At 55.2% G+C, this 22,771-nt stretch carries 24 protein-coding genes; 13 read left to right on the forward strand and 11 right to left on the reverse strand.

Annotated elements, in window-relative coordinates:
• Positions 1 to 65 precede the first annotated feature (65 nt).
• Entirely contained in the window at positions 66 to 1,997 is a 1,932-nt protein-coding gene (locus CBW22_RS18580) for a sigma-54-dependent Fis family transcriptional regulator (protein ID WP_088517467.1), read from the reverse strand.
• 272 nt (positions 1,998 to 2,269) lie between these two features.
• Between CBW22_RS18580 and ssuD the strand changes: the two genes are divergently transcribed.
• The 8 genes from ssuD (at position 2,270) to CBW22_RS18620 (ending at position 11,753) form a co-directional block, all read left to right on the forward strand.
• Positions 2,270 to 3,445, forward strand: a complete 1,176-nt coding sequence (gene ssuD, locus CBW22_RS18585) for an FMNH2-dependent alkanesulfonate monooxygenase (protein ID WP_088517468.1) — start codon at positions 2,270 to 2,272, stop codon at positions 3,443 to 3,445.
• 14 nt (positions 3,446 to 3,459) lie between these two features.
• Positions 3,460 to 4,866, forward strand: coding sequence for an FAD/NAD(P)-binding protein (locus CBW22_RS18590; RefSeq protein WP_088517469.1), 1,407 nt, complete (start codon positions 3,460 to 3,462; stop codon positions 4,864 to 4,866).
• A gap of 74 nt (positions 4,867 to 4,940) precedes the next feature.
• The gene (locus CBW22_RS18595; protein WP_058758929.1) at positions 4,941 to 6,335 is read left to right on the forward strand and encodes an LLM class flavin-dependent oxidoreductase; all 1,395 of its coding nucleotides are present in this window, start codon (positions 4,941 to 4,943) and stop codon (positions 6,333 to 6,335) included.
• Positions 6,332 to 7,351: a methionine ABC transporter ATP-binding protein gene (locus CBW22_RS18600; RefSeq protein WP_088517470.1), complete on the forward strand. Its 1,020-nt coding sequence runs from the start codon at positions 6,332 to 6,334 to the stop codon at positions 7,349 to 7,351. Before CBW22_RS18595 ends, CBW22_RS18600 begins: the two co-directional genes overlap by 4 nt.
• A complete protein-coding gene (locus CBW22_RS18605) occupies positions 7,348 to 8,046 on the forward strand; it encodes a methionine ABC transporter permease (protein ID WP_088517471.1) in 699 nt (232 codons plus the stop codon). Before CBW22_RS18600 ends, CBW22_RS18605 begins: the two co-directional genes overlap by 4 nt.
• Positions 8,043 to 8,918, forward strand: a complete 876-nt coding sequence (locus CBW22_RS18610) for a MetQ/NlpA family ABC transporter substrate-binding protein (protein WP_088517472.1) — start codon at positions 8,043 to 8,045, stop codon at positions 8,916 to 8,918. The genes CBW22_RS18605 and CBW22_RS18610 overlap by 4 nt, the downstream gene beginning before the upstream one ends.
• Before the next feature lie 174 nt (positions 8,919 to 9,092).
• Entirely contained in the window at positions 9,093 to 10,526 is a 1,434-nt protein-coding gene (locus CBW22_RS18615) for an MFS transporter (protein ID WP_088517473.1), read from the forward strand.
• Positions 10,527 to 10,529: 3 nt separating this feature from the next.
• Positions 10,530 to 11,753 (forward strand): acyl-CoA dehydrogenase family protein, encoded by a 1,224-nt coding sequence (locus CBW22_RS18620; RefSeq protein WP_088517474.1) that lies wholly within the window; start codon positions 10,530 to 10,532, stop codon positions 11,751 to 11,753.
• A gap of 92 nt (positions 11,754 to 11,845) precedes the next feature.
• Here CBW22_RS18620 and CBW22_RS18625 read toward each other — a convergent pair whose 3' ends face one another.
• Positions 11,846 to 12,355: an AAA family ATPase gene (locus tag CBW22_RS18625; RefSeq protein ID WP_088517475.1), complete on the reverse strand. Its 510-nt coding sequence runs from the start codon at positions 12,353 to 12,355 to the stop codon at positions 11,846 to 11,848.
• Between the two features lie 375 nt (positions 12,356 to 12,730).
• Between CBW22_RS18625 and CBW22_RS18630 the strand changes: the two genes are divergently transcribed.
• The 3 genes from CBW22_RS18630 (at position 12,731) to CBW22_RS18640 (ending at position 15,709) form a co-directional block, all read left to right on the forward strand.
• The gene (locus tag CBW22_RS18630; RefSeq protein ID WP_088517476.1) at positions 12,731 to 13,264 is read left to right on the forward strand and encodes a hypothetical protein; all 534 of its coding nucleotides are present in this window, start codon (positions 12,731 to 12,733) and stop codon (positions 13,262 to 13,264) included.
• Positions 13,265 to 13,834: 570 nt separating this feature from the next.
• Positions 13,835 to 14,968 (forward strand): glutathione-independent formaldehyde dehydrogenase, encoded by a 1,134-nt coding sequence (locus CBW22_RS18635; RefSeq protein ID WP_088517477.1) that lies wholly within the window; start codon positions 13,835 to 13,837, stop codon positions 14,966 to 14,968.
• A gap of 474 nt (positions 14,969 to 15,442) precedes the next feature.
• On the forward strand, positions 15,443 to 15,709 hold the full coding sequence (locus tag CBW22_RS18640) for a hypothetical protein (protein ID WP_088517576.1): 267 nt from the start codon (positions 15,443 to 15,445) through the stop codon (positions 15,707 to 15,709).
• Between the two features lie 221 nt (positions 15,710 to 15,930).
• Here CBW22_RS18640 and CBW22_RS18645 read toward each other — a convergent pair whose 3' ends face one another.
• The 8 genes from CBW22_RS18645 to CBW22_RS18680 form a co-directional block, all read right to left on the reverse strand.
• Positions 15,931 to 16,419, reverse strand: coding sequence for an anti-virulence regulator CigR family protein (locus CBW22_RS18645; RefSeq protein ID WP_088517577.1), 489 nt, complete (start codon positions 16,417 to 16,419; stop codon positions 15,931 to 15,933).
• Between the two features lie 285 nt (positions 16,420 to 16,704).
• On the reverse strand, positions 16,705 to 17,016 hold the full coding sequence (locus CBW22_RS18650; RefSeq protein ID WP_088517478.1) for a hypothetical protein: 312 nt from the start codon (positions 17,014 to 17,016) through the stop codon (positions 16,705 to 16,707).
• Between the two features lie 194 nt (positions 17,017 to 17,210).
• Complete coding sequence (locus tag CBW22_RS18655; RefSeq protein WP_088517479.1) at positions 17,211 to 17,906, reverse strand: DJ-1/PfpI family protein; 696 nt, start codon at positions 17,904 to 17,906, stop codon at positions 17,211 to 17,213.
• 92 nt (positions 17,907 to 17,998) lie between these two features.
• Complete coding sequence (locus CBW22_RS18660) at positions 17,999 to 18,652, reverse strand: LysE family translocator (protein WP_254919539.1); 654 nt, start codon at positions 18,650 to 18,652, stop codon at positions 17,999 to 18,001.
• 74 nt (positions 18,653 to 18,726) lie between these two features.
• Positions 18,727 to 19,593, reverse strand: coding sequence for an AraC family transcriptional regulator (locus CBW22_RS18665; protein ID WP_088517480.1), 867 nt, complete (start codon positions 19,591 to 19,593; stop codon positions 18,727 to 18,729).
• An 86-nt stretch (positions 19,594 to 19,679) separates the two neighbouring features.
• A complete protein-coding gene (locus tag CBW22_RS18670) occupies positions 19,680 to 19,886 on the reverse strand; it encodes a hypothetical protein (protein WP_088517481.1) in 207 nt (68 codons plus the stop codon).
• A gap of 24 nt (positions 19,887 to 19,910) precedes the next feature.
• On the reverse strand, positions 19,911 to 20,264 hold the full coding sequence (locus CBW22_RS18675; RefSeq protein WP_058781961.1) for a hypothetical protein: 354 nt from the start codon (positions 20,262 to 20,264) through the stop codon (positions 19,911 to 19,913).
• The gene (locus tag CBW22_RS18680; protein WP_088517482.1) at positions 20,258 to 20,851 is read right to left on the reverse strand and encodes an NUDIX domain-containing protein; all 594 of its coding nucleotides are present in this window, start codon (positions 20,849 to 20,851) and stop codon (positions 20,258 to 20,260) included. Before CBW22_RS18680 ends, CBW22_RS18675 begins: the two co-directional genes overlap by 7 nt.
• 80 nt (positions 20,852 to 20,931) lie before the next feature.
• Here CBW22_RS18680 and CBW22_RS18685 point away from each other — a divergent pair, with 80 nt between their 5' ends.
• Together CBW22_RS18685 and CBW22_RS18690 are read left to right on the forward strand one after the other, a co-directional pair.
• A complete protein-coding gene (locus CBW22_RS18685; protein ID WP_088517483.1) occupies positions 20,932 to 21,681 on the forward strand; it encodes a DeoR/GlpR family DNA-binding transcription regulator in 750 nt (249 codons plus the stop codon).
• A 233-nt stretch (positions 21,682 to 21,914) separates the two neighbouring features.
• Positions 21,915 to 22,235: a hypothetical protein gene (locus tag CBW22_RS18690; protein ID WP_088517484.1), complete on the forward strand. Its 321-nt coding sequence runs from the start codon at positions 21,915 to 21,917 to the stop codon at positions 22,233 to 22,235.
• 59 nt (positions 22,236 to 22,294) lie between these two features.
• On the opposite strand, the gene CBW22_RS18695 is transcribed toward CBW22_RS18690, so the two are convergent.
• Positions 22,295 to 22,672, reverse strand: a complete 378-nt coding sequence (locus tag CBW22_RS18695) for an Ltp family lipoprotein (protein WP_088517485.1) — start codon at positions 22,670 to 22,672, stop codon at positions 22,295 to 22,297.
• Positions 22,673 to 22,771: the final 99 nt, after the last annotated feature.

Below are 22,771 nucleotides of genomic sequence, written 5' to 3' on the forward strand. Positions count from 1 at the left end.
GGATTTAGCCAGACGATATTCAATGTGTTATCCACAGAAAACGTGGATAACTTTTACTGTAGCCGCTATGCCATAAGCGCAGTCTGGCTGGGCGACTGCCATACTGCATCACGCACGCGCACCGGTTTATGAATTAAACCGAGCGCATAAAAGCGGTCAGCGATAGTTTGCTGTTCTTTGATGACGTGGTAAACCATGGCCCGGGTCTGGTGGCTGCGACGGGATAAGGCACGTTCCACGGCTGCGAACTCCAGCCCCAGTTCCTGCGCCAGCATAGTGGCGGCTTCATGGCGATGATTATCAATAAAGGTCCCGGTTTGCTGCAGGCTCGTTACCAGCTGCTGCACGATATCGTCATGCTGCTGCACATAATCATGGCGCGCCAGATAAAACTGGTGGTTGCGCACCCGGCCTTCGCCCTTCTCCAGCACGCGCAAATCGGCGTTGCTTTCTGCGGCACTCAGCAGCGGATCCCACATCATCCATGCATCGACGGCCAGATAATCGCTGGCTGTGAGCGGATATTTCGGCGGCGTGTACACCACTTTAATTTCATCCAGACCGATGCCGGCTTCCTCCAGCAGCTGTAATAACAGCCAGTGAACATTCGATCCTTTATTGACCGAGATACGCTTACCCCGCAAATCTGCCAGGTTGTGGATAGTACTGTCGCGTGGCACCACAATCCCGACGCTGCCCGGCGCGGGTGGCTCCCAGGCGATATAAGTCACGGCGTTACCGCTGGCCTGAGCGAAGATAGGTGGCACTTCACCGGTGGTGCCGAAATCAATCTCATTATTCTGCAACGCATACAACAGTTGCGGACCGGCGGGGAATTCACTCCACACCACGCTGATACCCTGCTGGTTGAAGCACTGTTCCAGCGTCTGGCGCGCTTTCAACACGCCAAGATTGCCAAATTTCTGATAGCCGATGCGCAACTCGCGTTCAGGGCGCGCGGCCCCACTAACGTGCGCGAAGGCCATGACGGCAGACTTGCGCCGCCCTTTTATAACGCCCATCTGTGCCAGATGCGTGCGCAGCGTGTGCCGGCTAATGCCCAGCAGCGTGGCGGCCTGCGTCTGATTGTTGTCCGCAATTTCCAGTGCGTTACTGATCAGACTCTGAATCACCCGATCAAACAGCTGTTGCGGTTCGCGCGTAATCTGCTGGCGCAGGAAACTATCCAGCGTCGAATCGTCCGATTCGCTGTATCCACGTTCACTGTAACCTGCCAGCCGCAGCTGCGTCGGTGTCAATGTCTCATCGCGACTGAGCAGCACCGCATTGTGCAGCGTATTCTCCAGCTCACGAATATTGCCGGGCCAGCTGTAGTCACGCAGCGCTTCCAGCGCGTCAGGCGACAGGCGACGCGCCGGACGGCCAAGGCGGCGTGCGTACAGGGAGAGGAAATGCTGTGCCAGCAGCGGGATGTCCTCGCGACGCTGGCGCAGCGGTGGCAGGGGAACAACGGCGATGTTCAGGCGATAAAACAGATCTTCACGAAAACGCCGTTCGCGAATGGCCTGCGCCAGATCGACATGGGTTGCGGCGATAACGCGCACGTCTATTTTAATGGCCTTGCGTGAACCGACGCGCGTAATTTCACGCTCCTGAAGGACGCGCAGCAGTTTAACCTGCAGCGGCAGGCTCAGTTCACCGATCTCATCCAGCAGCAGCGTGCCGCCCTGCGCCGCTTCAAACCAGCCAGGGTGCGCCTGAGTCGCGCCGGTAAAGGCTCCTTTCTCATGTCCAAACAATTCAGCTTCTGCCAGGCTTTCTGTCAGGGCACCGCAGTTGACGGCCAGAAACGGGGCATGCCGGCGTGGACTGTGGTGATGCAGATACCGCGCGACCACTTCTTTGCCGGTGCCGGTTTCGCCCACAATCAGCACCGTGGCGTCGGTGGGTGCGAATTTATCCAGCAGCGACTGGAAAGCCAGCGATGCCGGGTCGACCAGGCGAGGTGAATCCGGTTGATTGTAAGGTGTCAGCATGAGGGTGGCTCCTGTAAAGGTCTGCCATCACGCTAAACCCGGTAAGTGGCAATGAACAGCAGGAAAAAAGCATAAGCAGTTGCATATGCAGCAAATGCTGTTGGCGTTGCGTTGCAATTGCAACAGACATTACGCGCTCTGATGACCTAACTGACTGAAAATGCACAATCTCTGTTTCGTTAAAAGCTGGCATGCTTTTCGCTTACGCCTATATAACCAAATAGAAAGTTAAGAATGAACGTTTTCTCATAAAGTTATATAGGATAAGCATAATGGCCGATTCTGCGCACGAGAGCATAAATGTCTTCTGGTTCCTGCCGACGCACGGCGATGGCCGTTACCTGGGTACAACAGAAGGCGGACGCCCGGTTGATTTAGCCTATTTACAGCAGGTCGCGCTGGCCGCCGACAATCTGGGCTTTTACGGCGTCCTCATTCCGACAGGCAAAAGCTGTGAGGATTCCTGGCTGGTGGCTTCCGCGCTGGCACCCATGACGCGCCGGCTGCGCTATCTGGTCGCCGTCCGCCCGGGATTGCAGCCACCTACACTGGCAGCGCGCATGGCCACCACGCTGGATCGTCTGTCGGAAGGCCGTCTGCTGATTAACGTGGTCACCGGCGGCGATCCGGTGGAGAACAAAGGCGACGGCATCTTCCTCGACCACAGTGAACGTTATGAAGTGACTCGCGAGTTTCTGGATGTGTATAGCCGGCTGATGCGCGGCGAAAAAGTGGATTATCAGGGCGAGCATATTCAGGTTGAAGGCGCTGAGGTGCTGTTTCCACCGGTGCAGGAAAACGGTCCACCGCTCTACTTTGGCGGCTCATCAGAAGCAGCGATCGACGTGGCGGCGCAGCAGATTGACACCTATCTCACCTGGGGCGAGCCACCGGCGCAGGTAGCAGAAAAACTGGCGGTCGTACGTGAGCGCGCTGAGTCACGCGGCCGGAAACTCGAATACGGTATCCGCCTGCATGTGATTGTGCGTGAAACCGAAGAAGAAGCCCGAGCGGCGGCGGATAAACTGATTGCCCATCTGGATGACGACACCATCGCTCAGGCGCAGAAGATTTTTGCCCGCATGGATTCCGCCGGTCAGGCGCGCATGAGTGCGCTGCACAACGGTTCGCGTGATAACCTCTACATTGCGCCGAATCTGTGGGCAGGCGTCGGACTGGTGCGCGGCGGTGCCGGCACCGCGCTGGTGGGCAGCCCGCAGCAGGTCGCTGAACGCATTCGGGAATACCAGGCGCTCGGCGTGACTAACTTCATTCTTTCGGGCTATCCGCATCTGGAAGAGGCGCATCGCGTGGCTGAATTGCTGCTGCCGCTGTTACCGCTGGCCCACGGTCAGCAGCAGCGCGCCCGTACCATTAACACTGGCCCGTTTGGTGAAACCATCGGCGGCGATAAGCGCCCATCGGCGAAACAGACGAGCGCCAGCTGATGCAGGAGAAGGCGATGGCAACAGCGCACATCATTATTGTCGGCGGGGGCTTCAGCGGCACAGCGCTGGCGATTCACCTCGCCCGCACGTCGCTCGCGCCGCTACTGATTACAGTGGTCGAACCGCGCGCCAGCCTCGGCGCCGGTGTTGCCTATTCCACGCCGGAACCGGCACACCGCATCAACGTGCCGGCTGCGCGTATGCAGCTCAGCGGAGAAGAGCAGGGCGCCTTTGATCGCTGGTATCGTCAGCAGCCGGAATGTTCACTGGACTCAGCAGCACACTGCGCCGATGGCGCGGTGTATCCGCAGCGCGCGCTGTTTGGCCGCTATCTGGCGCGGCAGTTTGCTGCCGCCGCTGAGGCGCATCCGCATGTCACTCTGCGTCACGTTCAGGCGCGTGCGCTGGCATGGGAAGGGCAACAACTGCTGTTGAGTAACGGTGAAACCCTGACTGGCGACATCCTGGCGCTGGCGATCAGCCATCCACCGCCGTCGCTGCCACGCATGCTACAGTCGTTTGCCGACCATCCGGCGCTGATTGCCAACCCGTGGCAGCCAGGCGTGCTGGATAGCGTTGAGCCTGACGCATCAGTGGCGATTGTCGGCACCGGCCTGAGCATGGCTGACGTGGTGGCTTCGCTGGCGACGCGTCAGCATCAGGGGCCGCTGCTGGCGTTCTCACGGCGCGGACAACTGTCACGCGCCAATCTCAGCGGCGAATGGCCGGAGTGGACACTGGGCGCGCAATCTCAGCCCAGCGCGCGTCGCTGGCTGCGGCATATTCGTGATGAAGTCGCTCGCGCTGCCGCGCAGCAGCTGCCGTGGCAGCGTGTGCTTGATGAGGTGCGTGTGCAGGGGCAAGCCATCTGGCAGTCACTTCCGCTACATGAACAGCAGCGCTTTGCGCGTCATCTGCGTTCATGGTGGGATGTGCATCGCTATCGCATTGCCCCACAGGTCGCCGCCGTCATCGCCCGGCGACAGCAGCAAGGTAGTCTGCAGGTATTGGCCGCTCGCCTCGTGGCGATTTACGCTCACCCGCAGCAGCTGGAAATCACCCTGCGTCAGCGCGATGGCACCCGGCAAAACCATGTGCTGGATAAACTGATTGTCACGACCGGACCGGGACATGAAGCGCTGACGACCAGCCAGCCGCTGCTGCAATCGCTCAGCGAGCAGGGCCTGATCCGCGCCGATGCACTCGGCTTCGGCATTGATGTGGATCACCACTCGCGCACCCTCAACCGGCACGGCCAGCCCAACGCACGCCTGTTTGTCGTGGGCCCGGCGGCGCGCGCCCGCTTTGGCGAGCTGATGGGGTTGCCGCAGGTGGCCGATCACGCGGCCGCCGTAGCGGATGAAATTCTTAAGGTATTGCCTGTCGCTCACGCTGAGCGATGTCCCCCTTCCGCCTCCTGAACACTCAACATCCTGAAAATTAACTGACGAACGCCGGGTCGCTGCACGATCACGGCCTCGCTATGGAGATTGCTATGCCATCGCAACGCGAAATACGCCTGAATGCCTTTGATATGAACTGTGTCGGTCACCAGTCGCCCGGACTCTGGGCCCATCCCCGTGACCGCTCATGGCAGTATAAAGATCTGGAATACTGGGTTGATTTGGCGCGCCTGCTGGAGCGCGGCAAGTTTGACGGCCTGTTCATAGCCGATGTGCTCGGCATTTACGATGTGCTGAACGGCAACGGTGACGCGGCGATACGCCAGGCCACTCAGGTGCCGGTGAACGATCCGCTGGCGTTGATTACGCCGATGGCGCTGGTCACAGAGCATCTCGGTTTCGGCTTAACCGCCTCGCTGTCGTTTGAGCATCCTTATCCGTTCGCGCGCCGTTTGTCGACGCTGGACCATCTGACCAAAGGCCGCATTGGCTGGAACATCGTTACCTCCTATCTGGAGAGCGGCGCGCGCAACATTGGTCATAAAGCGCAAACCGATCATGACAGCCGGTATGACTATGCCGATGAGTACCTGCAGGTGGTCTACAAACTACTGGAAGGTAGCTGGGAGCAGGATGCGGTGCTGCGCGATCGTCAGCGTCGTATTTTCAGCGATCCCAGCAAAATCCATCCGATTAACCATCAGGGTACCTTCTTTAACGTACCGGGCATCCATCTGTGTGAACCCTCGCCGCAGCGCACGCCGGTGCTGTATCAGGCCGGTGCATCGAGCCGCGGCAAACAGTTTGCGGCTGAGCACGCAGAATGTGTGTTTGTCGCCGCGCCGTCCAAAGTGCTGTTAAAGAAAACCGTGGCCGACATCCGGCGTCGTGCAGCCGAAGCCGGTCGCGATCCGCGCAGTATTTTGATCTTCAACCTGCAGACGGTGATTGTCGGTGAAACCGATCGGGCGGCGCAGGCGAAGTGGCAGGAGTATAAAAACTGGGTCAGCTACGAAGGCGCGCTGGCGCTGGTTTCTGGCTGGACCGGCATCGACTTTGGACAATATCAGCCGGACCAGGTGCTGAAATACCTGCACACCAACGCCATTCAGTCAGCGGTTGAAACTTTCTCTACTGCCGATCCCGATCGTCAATGGACGGTGAAAGCGCTGGCCGACTGGGTGGGCATCGGCGGTTTTGGCCCGCTGCTGGTGGGCAGTGCGGCAACGGTGGCGGATGAGCTACAGAGCTGGGTAGAGGAGACCGACGTGGATGGTTTCAACCTGGCGTATGCGCTGACCCATGAAACCTTTGAGGATGTGGTCGAGCTGCTGATTCCGGAGCTGCAAAAACGCGGCGTTTACAAACAGGATTACGCCGCGGGCACGCTACGCGAAAAGCTGTTTGCCGCCGGGGCGCAGCTCAGCGCGCCGCATCCGGGTGCTGGCTATCGTGTACGCAGCGCGCAGCAGCAGGAGGTCATATGATCGAAATCGAGCGCCTGAGTAAGCACTACCGTGCGCCGGACGGTCGCGTCACCGACGTGCTGAAAAACATCACGCTGCAGGTGCCGGAAGCCAGCATCACCGCGGTGGTCGGACCGAGCGGTGCTGGCAAATCTACGCTGGCGAAATGCATCAGCCTGCTGGAGCAGCCGAGTGGCGGCAGCATCCGGGTCAACGGCAGCGATTTATCCCGGCTGGATGGCGAAGCGCTGCGCCGCGCGCGTCGCGCCATCGGCACGGTATTTCAGTCTTCCGCGCTGCTGCAGCGTAAAAGTGCCTGGGAAAATATCGCGCTGCCGCTGCGCTATCTCGGCGTGGTCGAGCGCGATATCCGCGCCCGCGTCGGCGAGCTGCTGGAGAGTGTCGGGCTGAGCCACAAAGCCAGCGCCTTTCCCGCCCAACTCTCCGGTGGGCAGCGGCAGCGCATCGGTATTGCCCGCGCGCTGGCGCTGCGTCCCTCTGTACTGCTGGCCGACGAAGCCACCTCCGGCCTCGATCCGGAAGCGACGGTCACCATCCTTGAGCTGCTGAAAAAACTGCGTGACGACTACCGGCTGGCAATCGTGCTAATCACCCATGAAATGGATGCCGTACGTCAGGCGGCGGATGCGGTTGCCGAGATTCGCGATGGAGAGATAGTGCAGTATGGCACCGTCGGTGCGCTGCTGGCACAGCCGGACAGCGCGCTCGGCCAGCGGCTGCTTCCGCTGACGGCACAAGTCAGTGATGCCGGACTGGTGCTGCAGCTTAGCTACCGTACCGATGTCGCGGTGGCCAGCGACTGGATTTCGCGCATCAGCCAGCAGTTCGCTTTAAAGGTGGATCTGCTGGGTGCGCATGTCGAGCGGGTCAATGGCATCCAGGCCGGACGGTTGCAGGTGGGCATTCATTTTCAGCAGGAGCAGGTGCCGCTGGCACGGTTGCTGACGCAGCTGGAGCAGTATGGCCTGGCGGCCAGCGTTGCTGTCAGCGTGCCGCCGTTACGGGAGGCGGTATGAGCGTATCCGTGATAAGCCAGGACACACCCTGGCCTGAAATTCCGGCACTGATGCTGCCGGCGCTGGGTGAAACCGCGCTGATGGTCGGCATCGTGATGCTGTTTGTGGTGAGCCTCGGTGGCGTGGTCGGCGTGGTGCTGTTTAACACCTCGCCGCGCGGACTGTTTCCGCAGCGCGGTGTGCATCGGGTGCTGAGCTGGATCGTCAATATGGGGCGCTCGTTACCGTTTCTGGTGCTGATGGCGGCCATCATTCCGTTTACCTTCTGGCTCACCGGCACCACCATCGGCATTCCGGCGGCGGTGGTACCGATGATCGCCGCCGGGATTCCTTTCTTTGGCCGCCTGGTCGACAACGCATTACGTGAGCTGCCCGGTGAAGTTACTGCCGTGGGGCTGGTGTGCGGCGGTTCGCGCTGGCAGATCATCCGCTCCGCCCAGCTGAGTGAAGCGCTGCCGGCGATTGTCGCAGCCATCACGCTCAACCTGATCTCTATGATTGAGTACTCGGCCATCGCCGGCACAATTGGCGCTGGCGGCATTGGCTACCTGGCGGTGGTGTATGGCTATCAGCGGTTCGATAACCACATCATGATCGCCACCATCGTGGTGTTAATTGCACTGATTCAGACCATTCAATTTTCCGGCGACCGGCTGGTTGCGGCCTTGCGCCATCCTCAGGGGACATCGTTATGACAACACAAGAATTTGAGTTACGTAAAACACGCCGCTGGCCGTGGCTGCTGCTGATTATAGTGGTCATTTTGCTGGCCACCGCTGGCTGGTTCTGGCGCAGCCAGAAGCCGCAGGCGGTGGTGTTTGGCACCACGCTGAAAGTGCATTATGAGCCGGCAATGGCCGGGGAACAGAAGCTGATTGACTATGTGGGTGAGCATATCGCGCCGGACTACGGCCTGAAGCTGGAGGCGGTCGGTGTGCAGGATCCGGTGCAGGCGGACCGTGCGGTAGCAGAAGGGCAGTATGCTGCGACGGTCTATCAGCATCAGTGGTGGCTGAAGCAGGTGGTCGATGCTAACGGCTTCCAGCTCACTTCCAGCCTGCCTCTGTTCCAGTGGGCCTTTGGTATTTACTCCGATCGCTACCACTCGGTGGCTGATTTACCGCAGGGCGCAACCATTGTGGTGCCTGACGATGGGGCGAATCAGGGCCAGGCGCTCTGGCTGCTGGCGCGTCAGGGATTGATCACCCTCGATCCAACGGTAGAACCGCGCACCGCCAAACTGAAAAACATTGTCGGTAATCCGCACGGTTTCGTGTTCAAAGAGCTGGATCTGCTGACCATGCCGCGGGCGCTTAATTCGATCGATGCGGCGATTGGTTATGTGTCGCAGTTTGACGCCGGTAAAGTCCCGCGTGACAAAGGCATTCTGTTCCCGCCCGCGCCGCGCACCTTTGCCTCGCAGCTGGTGATCGGTACGCCTTACCTTGAGCAGGAGAACATCGTCAAACTCAGACAGGCTTTTGCCGATCCGCGCGTACAGCAGTGGCTAAAAACCACCGATGACCCGCTGGTCAAAGGCGTACTGGTGCCGGTTTCTGCTGAATAACTTTACTGCCGAATACGCTACCCGGACCCGCATTGCGCGTCCGGGTTTTAGTGTTGGTGTCTTTATTATCTTATTGATTATATTGTAATTAATAGCAAATATTGTTGCTTTGGTTCCCTGCATAAAGCGCTTATAACCACCTCACCTGCACAACAAAAACAGACGTGAGGCGTTATGAGTACTCTTCCTTTAGAAAACACCTTGCCGGTTTCGCAACCGGTACGTTCGGTCAGTGATGTGGCAAGGCTGATCAACACCCGCAGTAGCAAAAACAACTATGCGCGCATGATTGTGTTTCTCGCGTTGGGTGGCGTGTTCCTCGACGCCTACGACCTGACCACACTGTCGTACGGCATCGATGATGTGGTGCGCGAGTTTCAGCTATCGCCGTTCACCACCGGGCTGGTCACCTCATCCATCATGGTCGGCACCATCGTCGGCAACCTGATTGGTGGCTGGCTGACGGATAAGTACGGCCGCTATTCGGTGTTCATGGCCGACATGCTGTTTTTTGTCGTATCGGCGATTGCGGCGGGCTTAGCACCCAACGTCTGGGTGCTGATTGGCGCGCGTTTCCTGATGGGCATTGGCGTGGGCATCGATCTGCCGGTGGCGATGTCTTACCTGGCGGAATTCTCTAAATTTGCCGGCAAAGGCAACAAAGCCGCACGGCTCGCGGCCTGGTGCCCGATGTGGTATGCGGCTTCCACTGTGTGTTTCCTGCTGATTTTTGGCCTCTATTTTCTGCTGCCTAAAGATCATCTCGACTGGCTGTGGCGCGCCTCGCTGCTGTTTGGCGCGGTACCTGCGCTGTTGATCATCGCGGTGCGCAGTAAGTTCATGAATGAATCACCGTTGTGGGCCGCGAATCAGGGCGATCTGACCTCGGCGGTGCGTATCCTGCGTGATTCGTACGGTATTCATGCACACGAAGCAGAACCGGAAACGCCACCCGCGGCGGCGGCGCCGAAGGTGAGTTTTCGCGTACTGTTCCAGAAGCCGTGGCGTGAACGCACCATCGTTGCCGGCGTAATGAATATCTGTATTTCTTTTGAGTACACCGCCATCGCCTTCTTCCTCCCGTCGATACTTGCGCAATTTCTTGGTGCCGGTGTGTTCGAGACCATCTCAGCTTCGCTGGGGCTGAACGCGCTGTTTGCCTTTACCGGCGGGCTGCTGGGGATGCGCCTGGCGTGGAAATATCCGTCACGCCACGTGGCGATCGCTGGCTTTGCGCTGCAGTTTTTGGCTCTGGTGGCGCTGGCGTTGATTGGCCACCCGCAGGCGCTAGTGGGCATCGTATTCGCGGTGCTGATGCTCGGGCTGTGGCTGTTCGCTGAAGGATTCGGGCCGGGCGCGCAGCTGATGGTCTATCCGGCGCTCTCGTATCCCACCTCGATTCGCGCGACTGGCGTCGGCTTTAGTCGTGCGCTGTCGGGCATCGGCAGTGCGCTGGCGCTGTTCATTCTGCCGATTCTGCAGGCGGCGCTCGGCACCAACATGTTCTGGGTGGTATCGCTGGCCGCCATCATTCCGATCTTTTTCCTGCTGGCGGTGCGTCACGAACCGACCCGCCACGACATCGACGACCTTTCCCCTCAGGAGTAAAACATGAGCATTCTCTCTACCGGTACTGACTATGACACGCTGGCGGCGCACTTCCGACCGCTGTTTGCCCGCATCGCGGCGGGCGCGGCGGAACGCGAGCGTACGCGTACCTTGCCTTATGAACCACTGCAGTGGCTGAAGGAGGCCGGCTTTGGCACGGTGCGTATTCCACAGCAAAAAGGTGGCTGGGGCGCCTCGCTGCCGCAGCTGTTTCAGCTGTTGATTGAGCTGGCGGAAGCAGATTCCAACCTGCCGCAGGCGCTGCGCGCGCACTTTGCTTTTGTCGAGGACCGGCTCAACCAGCCGGACAATGTGGAGCGCGATGCGTGGTTTCGCCGTTTTGTTGATGGCGAGCTGGTGGGCAGCGGCTGGACGGAGATTGGCAACGTCAGGCTGGGCGACGTGATCACCCGCGTTACGCCTGCCGCCAATGGCTGGACGCTGAATGGCGAGAAGTTTTACAGCACCGGTGCGCTGTTCGCCGACTGGATAGATGTTTACGCGCGCCGCGATGACAATCAGGGTGACGTGATCGCGCTGGTGAATACGCATCAGCCGGGCGTCACGCGTGAAGATGACTGGGACGGTTTTGGCCAGCGCCTGACCGGCAGCGGCACGACGCGCTTCGAGCACGCGCATGTGGAGACGCAGCACGTATATGATTTTGCCACGCGCTTCCGTTATCAGACCGCGTATTACCAGCACGTGTTGCTGGCGACGCTGGCGGGCATTGCGCGCGCGGTCGCGCGGGACGGCGCGGCAGCCGTTGCCGCACGCAACCGCGTTTACAGTCACGGCAACGGAGCGGCCTCGCGGCAGGATGCGCAGGTGCTGCAGGTGGTGGGCGAGATCACCAGTCTGGCATTTGCCGTTGAAGCCACGGTGATTCGCGCTACCCATTCACTGCAATCAGCGTATGAAGCGCACGTCAGTCCCGATGAAGCGGCTATCGCCGCCATCAACAACCTGGCGGAAGCCGAGGCCGGACAGGCGCAGGTAATCGCCATCGAGCTGGTACCGCGTGCTGCCACCGAATTGTTTAATGCACTTGGCGCGTCGGATACGCGCGTCAGCAAAGCGCTGGATCGTCACTGGCGCAATGCGCGCACCGTCTCGTCGCATAACCCGGTGATCTACAAAGCGCGCGACATCGGTGACTGGAAAGTCAACGGCACGCCACCAACCGGCATCTGGCAAATCGGCAGGGGAGAGGGGTACCAGCCTTGATGAACTAACGGCGCCGTTATCGGGCGCCGTTTAATGGCGCAGAATCCGGCTGCGTCATGGAATTAGCACCTCTTAAGCCGCAACCCGGCGGCTTAAGAGCGGTATTCAATAATATTGAAACCTTCATCAGCCGCTGGCGCTGAGAAATAACGGCTTATGATTTCAAACTGTTCATCTGAAGCGGCAAAATCGTGGGTGCCTGCTGCGTTACGGGCACGTAATCGGCTCTTACACACCTCATCAGGGACGTTAAGGAAATGCATCTGGTTAGCAGCCCCTGATGCTTTGATGATACTCATCATCCATTCACGACTGGCGGGTGTATTAGCCGGAAAATCCAGGACTACCGACATCCCCGCGTTAAGTAATGACACCAGATGCGGTTTCATGGCATTTCTGAGCTTAGAGGAATACTGCACGTAATCCGCGACCGTGTGCATTTCATCGGCATAGAGCGCTGCAAGCCACCGATCCTCACTGATAATGAGAGTATGTGGTGCAGCACCTAATTTTGCGGATAACGTGGATTTACCCGACGCAATTTTTCCACATAACAGGTGAAGCGTGGGTTTCTCAGGTGATGCGACATCGGTGGTGTTCATGGCTGACCTCACTGGTTGATTACCGGTAAGGCCCGCCTTACCGGCGGGAAAATGGCAAACGTTATCCCACCCGAACGTGCAAGGTGATAATAATGATTGCGGAAGACAGGGCTGAGCAAGTTTTCATCGTTTTAAACTAACAGGTTAAGTCTCAATAATCACCTGATGCTTTGCTTTAGCTGTGATGGCAGCGTGTTGTTGATAGCGGAATTCGCAGGGGGTAGGGCCGTTTGGTGCCAGGAGCGGACATTGTTCAGGTGTCAGGCAGGTATCTCAGGGACAGATTATCCCCGGATGGCTGGCTTAATATCTGTTAAAGATTTCACACCCACAGGCCGATAAAAACTGGAGCGACAGAAACATAAGGAGATGCGCATGTATGGAAAACTGGTCATTACGGGAATAGTAGTAACGTTGTTGAGTGGATGTTCGGCTGGGTTTAGGCCTTCTCTGGAAGACTATAAAGGTTCAGATGCAGCCAGGGTTCGTGCTGCATCTGAGGGCAATACAGCCCTGCAATTTTACGAAAAACAACCGAGTGGCTGTTATAAAAAAGTTTTAGAGCGCCGGGTTACGGCTGGTCTGGCTATTCTCGGTATTCCTGTGTCAGGAAATAAAAAAATCGGAATGCCAGAATCAAGTAACAATAAGGGGGTTTTCATAAATGAATTTACTATCAAGCCGGGGCAACTGATAAGTATAATTCATTACTGGACTCAGCCGGGCTACTACCAAAATACAGAACGATCTGTCTCCACCAGATTCATTCCTCAGCCAAATCATGATTACGATATCGTCGTCACTGGCTCAGAATTTGGCGGGGATAGCGTATCGGTGAGAGATCTGGATCCAGGCGCTAAGATTGTTGGATGGGAAGGCAATTACTGCCCCTCCGGTATATTTGATTAATTGCATGACGCTGGTCACCGTGTGTACGCTTAAGCCCACCCTGGAGTGGGCTTTTTTATGTGGTAATAAAAGCGCCTGCTTATGCTGGAAGTGCGTCGGGGTTCAGGAAAAATCAATGACGATTAACGCACGGCAAATACTGAACTCAGGATGAAGTGCAGAAAAATAATGATGTAAGCCGTGGCACTCAGCAAGGTGCGCTTTTCCATCAGGATAAACGTCAGTCCGGACAACGCCGCACCAGGTCGCCGGATAAAAGCAGGAAATAGCCGGGCGGAGGGTGCGGGCAATAGCGGTTACGGGATTCAGTGCAAGGCTAAGTCAGCGTAGCGGTGTGGTGCGCCAGGGGCCTGGAAGAAGGGGGAGATAAAGGGCGTTTAGCGAAACGGCGCTTACAATTCATAGAGTTACATAATATTAATACTCCCGGGTGACTTCATGAGCTGTTCTACACTTACACATTCAATCAAGCCGTTTGATTGAAAAAGCAGCATCACTGAGAGGGAGGCGACCGCAAAGCGTCACGCAGCCGCAGCCTTCATAACTGATCATGCACGCGAGGAGAACACCATGAAAGCAGTTGTCTATAACGGACCTTTTGACGTTTCAGTCAAAGAGGTTCCGGATCCCAAAATCGTTCGCCCTACCGATGTGCTTGTCCGTATTACCACCACCAATATCTGCGGTTCGGATCTGCATATGTACGAAGGACGAACCAGCTTCGAACAGGGTCGCATCTTTGGCCATGAAAATCTGGGGCAGGTCATTGAAATCGGTAGCGCGGTTGAGCGGGTCAAAGTTGGCGATTATGTCTGCCTGCCCTTTAATGTCGGCTGCGGATTCTGTGAAAATTGCGAGAAAGGGTTAACCGGCTACTGCCTGACGGCAAATCCGGGTACGGCCGGGGCCGCCTATGGCTTTGCTGAAATGGGCGAATGGGATGGCGGACAGGCGGAGTTACTGCGTGTTCCCTATGCTGACTTTAACTGTCTGGTGCTGCCGCCGGATGCGGTAGAAAAAGAGGAGGACTACGTTTTACTTTCCGACATCTTCCCCACCGGCTGGCATGCCACTGAACTGGCAGGATTGCGCCCCGGAGAGAGTGTGGCGATTTACGGCGCAGGCCCGGTCGGCTTGATGGCGGCTCACTCGGCCATGATTAAAGGCGCATCGCAGGTGTTTGTGGTTGATACCCATCCGGACAGACTGGCGCTGGCCGAACGACTGGGCGCAGTGGCGATCAATGGTGTGGGCGATGACGCAGTAAACAAAATTCTCGAGTTAACCGACGGGCGCGGCACGGATTGCGGTTGCGAGTGTGTGGGGTATCAATGTTGCAATAAACATGGCCACGAGGATAACTCTGCCACGCTTAACAGCCTTGTCGCGTCAACTAAGGCCACGGGCGGCATCGGTGCGGTCGGCGTTTTTGTTCCGCAGGATCCCGGAGGCGCAACCGACCTGGCCAAAGAGGGTAAAGTGCCTTTCGATTTTGGGAATTTCTGGTTCAAAGGTCAGTCAATCAAGACCGGTCAGTGTAATGTCAAAGCATACAACCGCCAGCTCGCAAGGCTTATCCATCAGGGCAGGGCCAATCCGGCGCAGATCATCTCCCATCGTCTCGCACTGGCAGACGCTGCCGAAGGCTATAAGCATTTTGATGATCGTGATAATGGCTGGACAAAAGTCATTCTGAAACCCTGAAAGTCAGGTAACTCAGAAGAGCTAAGACACATTCAGGCGGTGGGAAGAGGGAGAACGAAAACTGCCTGTCTGTGGCTGACTATATCTGGCATTACCACGCTTATGATACATCAGCGTAACTCCGACAGAGATTTGCCCACTGCTCATCCAGTTTGATGCACATGCGCAGCATCTCTTTCGCAAGGCACGAAGCCGCATAAAGATCACCTGACACAACAGGGGGATATCAAGCTTCGAGGCATTTTGGCCAACGTCTGACAACATTCCTCCTCAGCTAAAATTATTTATTAGGCATGAAAGAGATGACGGATTATTCAACTTTGTAATAACCAAATTTTTTTAATTATCATTTTTATAATTCGCAAATATCCGCGATGAGCGAGAAGGGAACACAACATTTAAGTAATAATCGTGCGAGGGAGCCAAACGCCTGGTATTATAGCCATATAAATGATCATGACGGAGAAAAGGCTAATGAAAATTACACTTAAAAAAGAAAATGGAACATCCGAAACACAGGATGTTACGTCTTTGATTATCACATTAAGTAATGGTGAAACTGTTGAAATTAGTGACGAAAGCCAGCAGCGTCCGTCACATCTTTCGGAAGGAATTACGGTGTGGGGAGGAAGCATGCCGAAAGAAGGCGCCTCCATTGACGACCTCAGGGCTTCAACGCGATCATTAGGTATTTATCCCCTGGCCGCTAATTTGATTCACCTTTTCCCACTCAGTAAATAGCCGCTAAATACAGCAGTATGTGAGTTTCGTCTGGGGGCATTTGAGTCGGATAATCGTAAACATCGGCTTTTGCCATAGAACGAATTGACGAACAGACCGATGTCCGCTTTGAGCGAAAAGCGGGCATCATCCGTTTGATTTGCAAGCAATTCGGGAAACAGGTTGTTTGCGTATACATGACTTTGCCGGCGATCTCTTTTAGCCGGGCTTGCAGTCTGTGGTTAGTTGAACACATCGTTAATCACGGCGGTCACAACTGCTGTGCTCAACGCAATAAGCACTAAATCATCTCCCACCGCGCGCCACTCGTAGCCGGGGTAATGAGGCAGCGCATTTATCATGGATGCTGGCAAATTTTTCTTAGCAATACCCGGTGGCAATGCTTTCCCACGCGCCACTTTCTTAGCGATTCCCGGCGGCAGAGATTGATAGCCTACCAAACCATAGTTGACGGCGAGCGCTCGTGCCTGAGAGAAGCTGATATCAGATTGAACATGATCGGGGTGCCGGGCGTTCTTGCGATGTCCATGTTCGTTTTTCGACGATGCGTAACCCTGCTCTTTATTTCCGTGCGCGCCATTATTACCGTGATTGCCATTGCCATTGCCATTGCCATTGCCATTGCCAGGGTTTGCATAAGCCGGTGCAACAAAAACGGCGAAACCAATCATCAGAGCAAAGGTTGTTTTGAGCGTGCGTTGCGTGAGCATGACAAATGTCCTTAATAGTATGTATTGACTTATTGAAATATAGAACGAGGCGGCAATCTTAACCATCACCTCATTTCTGAAATATCAGTAATGTAATAAGCCGGACATGTCTGGGACTCACTCTGAACGCGGGCATTCCACTGCTTAGCCTCTGAATCCAGGGGGGTACCTGCCGGCTCGTGACTATTGAGAGAAATGTCCGCTCGTCGCGCAAAGCGGACATTGACGCTTCGAATCAACTTAGAGACGAATCAGGACAACCGTTAAGTCGCCCTGAAAAGGGGGCTAAAGCGGTAAAACGGTTTCCACGGTGTGCTGAAAAACGTATGGATCTGAAAGTAACTCAAATTGTTCGTCATCCGGATACGTCACTGCCACGTGATAGTTTTCTCCCGCAAAAGTCTTTACTGACTGCAGATCCTTCCAGTAAGTTGCCAGAAAGAAATGCTCCCAGTCACCCTGTGTTTCTCTGCGCACATAAGCGCCTATATTCCCGGCAATGCTTCGTGAATGTTCCACACCTGTCTTCTCAAGGTGTTTCGCAAAATCTTCAGCGTGTTTAAGCGGAACACAACCGTGCCAGGTCCTTACAATCATTCGTTTTTCCTCTTAATGTGGCAAGGATGTAACCCTATCATCGCAAGCCACTTAGCGGTGTAATTTCTGAAGGGCGTGTTCGTTAATGCAAACTAAATTAATGACGACCGAAACCCATTCACTCTTACCTGTAGGTCCGTTTTTCGCTCATAAAGGACATCGGTCGGTGGGGAAGTCCGCTCCGTGCCGGCCCGTTATTTCTGTAGTCTGGCTGCGGCTTTCAGCGTCGCCTGCCGCCGCTTTTCAATAAATGGCGCAACCTGTTGCTGAGCTTTTTTCAGCTGTTCTTCAGATGCGGAGCGGGGCGAGCCACAGTCAAAGGGCGGGGCAGGGTCATATTCCATATGCAGCTGAATGTTTTGCGCGATATCCGGTCCGAACATCTCTGATACGACGCTGAGGGCAAAATCGATACCTGAAGTCACACCGGCGCCCGTTATACGGTTGCGGTCGCGTACAACACGCTCATTTACTGGCTCTGCGCCCAATAGCGCCAGCTGATCCAGCGAAGCCCAGTGCGTCGTCGCTTTATATCCCTGCAGAAGCCCGGCCGCGCCCAGCACAAGCGATCCGGTGCATACTGACGTTACCAGCTTCGCCTGTTTACTTTTAGCCCGGATAAACGACAGGACTTCTTCATCCTCCATCAGGTTTATCTGCCCCGGCCCGCCGGGAATACATATTATATCCAGCGCGGGACACGCGTCGAACGTGGTGGTTGGCTGAATCGCCATCCCCCGGTCTGACACCACAAGGTCCAGATTTTTCCAGATGAGATGCACTTTCGTGTCTGGTGCCCGCGCAAAGACTTCAAACGGACCGGTCAGGTCAAGCTGCGTAAGCGCAGGGAACAGCAGCAGACCGATGGATGTAGATGCAGAATCACTCATAAATAATGCCTTCATCTAAAAGGTGATAGTGGCTTTGCCATCAGCAAAGGCAATGGTTTGTGCATTAAAAAATGGAACCCCGTTACTGTCTGTCAGACTATCGAAATTAAATTAACCACGATGACACTCAATGCCAGGCCAATCAACATCATTCCTGAGATACGTTCCAGCCAGGGTAATAACCGGGAAAAGTGCTGGAGTACCAGACGATTGCCAATGAAAGCGGCGACCAGTAAATCCCATAGCAGCACGACACTAAACATCCATATGCCATAGACGACTTTTACATTCACCATCGCATCGCCACCACCAATAAGCGTGGCCAGACTCACGTAAAACAGCGCATTCTTGGGATTGAGTATTCCGGAGAGAAAACCCATGCCCAGTTCACGGTAATGGTTCCAGGCACCAGCAGGCTGAGTTACTGATTCCGCTGTTTTGACGCTGCAGGCAGACAATGAGCTCATGCCAGCAAAGCGGATAAAAAGCAGACCGACATAGAGTAAATAAGCACAGCCCGCGAGCTGAATAACGATAAAACTGATGCTCTCAGGATGGAAAAGCGTGATACCGCTGAAGGCAGCCAGTATAAACACGCCGTTCGCTATGGCTATACCCAGGCAGACATTGGCGGCGCGCCGCCAGCCGGCTCTGATTGAGGTGCGTGCCACGAGAAAAAAATCCGGGCCGGGCGACAGCAACGCCAGAAAATGCGCTGCTGCCACGATAAGAAATTGCTGCAACACGGTATTACCCTCTTAAGAATTTTTAACAGGGTGCAACTCCCGGGCAGGATTGTATTGAACAAAATTGCACTTGCTCAGGTTCGATAGCAGCCTGGCGTCACGCCAGTGTGGGCCTTAAATACGCGCTGAAAATGACTCTGGTCAGCGAAACCCAGCCGGTAAGCGATATCGGTAATGTCACAGCCTGACTGAAGCCAGTGACGGGCTTTGTTTATGCACAAATTAAGCTGATAAGCATGCGGTGTCATGCCAGTCGCAGCGCGAAATGCTCTGATGAGCTGATAACGACTCATGCCTGAAAGGCTTGCCAGCTCCGACAACGCCCACGGCTGCTTTTCAGCATGCTGCAATACTTCAATCACGTTGTGTAATGCCCGACTGATGTCAGACGCCATGACAGGAAAGGCTTTCACCGGGCCGGTGCCATATTTACTGTCGCCAATAAACTCGATTAGCGCTGTATTTTTGTCTTCTGTACTGGCAATCGAAAACAGGAGGTTATTCAGTTCACAGAAGCGATGATAGCACTCCTGATTATTCGTCACCCGAACTTCACCTTGACTGATGAAGCCGCCTGAAACATCGTCCATTTCAGCAAGTAAAGCATTTAACCACGCGGCATCCATATGTAACATCTGATAGCTCCATTGCTTGTGAGGCAATGGATTACAGGAGTGAACCGCGCCGGCGGGAATAAAAACCATCATTCCAGGTTTTAAAGAACAGGGACCACCGGATGCGCCTGTGAACAGGCTGCCGCCTGCGTCAACTGCGCCAATTGAAAAGGTTGGATGACTGTGTGGTCTGTAACATGCGCGGCTGTGACACGCGCGACGACTTTCGACAAAATCCAGCGACGGATCGCGCCAAAACTCTGTACGAGTGGCTGCGCTGTCATTATCGCAATCGCAGCCGGAAGAGGGTGTGCGCGGAATGAGCATGCCTGTTTCCATCCTGGTACCAATTATCGTTGTCATGCCTGTGAGGCGTTAAGCCAGACACGATAGCATTAATTCAGATGCCTGACTCAGGCTGGCACGTCGTTGTCAGCCTGCTGCGGATAGGGCCGCCTGATGTTATGAATCACTGCAACAGACAATGCAGAGAAAAAGCCATCAGCAATACTGGCATATTTCCCCAGCATCAATGAGTTTGTTTTATTCGCGAAAAATACTCTTGTTTGAATGACGGCGACAAGCCAAATGTCCATAAGCCTGAATGGCCGCGCTGGCATCGTCGCCATCCAGTGAAAGCATAATCACCCGATCGGAATCTCATCTATGTCAGTATAAATTTTTAACCCGCGTTCTCTGCCAATCCGAATATCGTTATCGGCGCCGTGCGATGCGCCCGGCATACGTAAGATCGCGTCGCAATGTTGAATCAGCCGATGTGCAACCGGATAAAGATAAGCCTCACTGATTTCGTCACCGATTGCCTGTGAACCTGCGGCGGCGGCAAGAGGTAATGCCAGCCATTCTCCAATCACCGGCGTATGGCCTCTGTGATAAACCTGCAGAGCGGCTTCATCTAATTTTTGTATATTGGCGTGAATTAAGACCGGGTCTCCTTCGGTGCCGCTGCGCACAGGGCCGGCAATCAGGATCAGCATGGTTTTGGCTCCTCAAAATGGACATTCATGGCAACGTATTGCAGTAACATGATGGTTTTCGCATCCATAATTTCCCCGCTGCGAATTGCGCTCAGCGCCTGAGTCAAAGGCCATTCCAGTACTTCAATATCCTCGCCCTCATCGGCAAGGCCACCGCCTTTGCTCTGGCGATCGTCGTCAGCATATTCGGCGATGAAGAAATAGAGTTTCTCGGTAACCGAACCCGGACTCATAAACGCTTCCATGACTTTTTCAATATGCTGCACCCGGTAACCGGTTTCTTCTTCTGCCTCGGCGACAATGCGGGTTTCCGGCGAAGCGTTATCGAGCAGCCCGGCAGCCGCTTCAATCAAAAAACCGTGGTGACCATTAATGAAAACCGGCAAGCGAAACTGGCGGGTTAGCACCACGCTGCGCTTTTGGCGGTTATAGAGAAGCACGACGGCACCATTACCGCGGTCATACGCTTCACGCTGCTGCTCCTGCCACAAGCCGTCACGGCGCTGCAATTCAAAGGTGTATTTTTTCAGGGTGTACCAATTGTCGGACAACAGCTGCTCACGGATATTGCGTATTTTCTGCTGCATAGCTTGCCTCCTGAAGATGACAAAACAGACGCTATCATGCATAATCGTGCAAATTCAAGAAAAAACGTGAGCGGGTAATTATGCTATCGAGCCAGCGTAAACAACAGATTCTGAAGATTCTGGCGGCTGAAAATCAGGTGATGTCAGGTGAGCTCAGTCAGCGTTTTGGTATATCCGAGGACTCAATACGCCGCGATTTGCGGGAGCTGGCCGCTGAAGGGCTGTTACAGCGCGTGCACGGCGGCGCGCTGCCGGTGTCAGCCGCGCTGGCATCCTTCGAAAAACGCAAAAACGTGCAAATGAGTTCCAAGCAGAGTGTGGCGCAAAAGGCGGTGAAGCTGATTCAACCCGGGCAGGTGGTGATTATTGACGGCGGAACCACCACAGCAGAACTGGTGCAGTTACTGCCAGCAGACCTGGCTTTCACGGCGATCACCCACAGCCCCGGTATTGCGGTTGCGCTGGTGGATTTTCCGCGGGTAGAAGTGATAACCCTGGGCGGGCTGCTCTATCGCCACTCGGTGGTCGCGGTGGGATCGGCTGTTCATGAGGCAGCTGCGCGTATTAATGCTGATCTGTTTTTTATGGGCGTTACCGGCGTGCATAAAACCGCCGGCCTCACGACCGGCAACTATGAAGAGGCCGGCATAAAACGCGCGCTGGCGGGGAGAGCCGCCGAGACCGTTGTCATGGTGTCAAAAGAGAAACTCAATTCCGCCTCCGCCTTCGCGATTGGGGATCTGGATCTGGCCAGTACGCTGATTGTCGATGGCGAACCTGATAAAGAGCTGCGCATGGTTTTACAGCAGAAGCATGTCTCGCTGTTATAGTGTACGACGCTGCCTTTTTGGAGTAACTGCGAAACAGATCGGGTCGTGATCTTCAATGGCCGGCCGGGTAAAGCGATTGATGTCGGCTGTATGTCAGAAGCGGACTTTAAAAGATACGCTTTGCTTTGTTATTCAACTAACTTGTTTAAGACTACATTCGACCCATTAGTCAAAAACCGACATTACTAACTGATCGTTATATCTAATACTTAGTGCAGGTCACCAGAGGTGATATGTCATTACAGTATCTTGAAATCGTGCCTCGCCTGCTGCCGGACGTTTGCGCAGGCAGGAAGCGTCATACCATCCGATGGCGGGAATGTGAGATTGTGCCGGGCCCTATGCTGTACGTAAACGCGCAGGATGCCTATGAAACCGTCATGATGTGTGTCACGCACGTAGAAAAAATGCCGCTTTTTGACGTTGCAGCCAGGCTTGGAAAAAGTGTGGAATGGCCGGATGCATTACTGCTAGAAGGGATGCGTGAGCACTACCCGCGCATAGAGATGGATTCCGAGGTTGCGGTCATAGACCATTTACCGTCTACGTCGTAAGTTTGTAGCCGGGAATTCGGTGGTTCGCGTGTAACCGTCACTCAAACCACATCGTTTTTTTAGCAGCCACCTGCCTGTTTTGCCCCGTAGGTTGCTTGATCAACAGTGTATTTGTCTCCGGCACTTGAGGAGAGTTGCTGAATGAGGCCTTTGCATGAGAAGCCCATCATGTTGAGATAATGCTTCGCAGATTTCACCGCCTCCTGGTTCCAATCAATGTTCAGGCTGTCCACTGCTACCGTAGCGTCAGAAATCTCGTAACCATCTCCAGCATCGGATGAAAGTTGCTGAATAAGTCCGTTTCGTGAGAAACCCGCCATACTGAGATATTGCTTCGCAGATCTAACCGCATTATTTTGAGGCCCAGTCAAATCTCCCGCCCATGTGGGCACTGCGACAAACAAAGCTGCAGTAAGTACTGTCTTCAAAAAGTCCATTTTTCACTCCATTAGTTTATCTGATTAAGCTTGTTGTTATTCGACGGCTTCGACATTTTGGGCAGTAATCTGGCGATCCATATCCAATACAACTTGTCC

This window comes from Pantoea sp. VS1 (assembly GCF_002207995.1).
Lineage (GTDB): Bacteria > Pseudomonadota > Gammaproteobacteria > Enterobacterales > Enterobacteriaceae > Pantoea > Pantoea dispersa.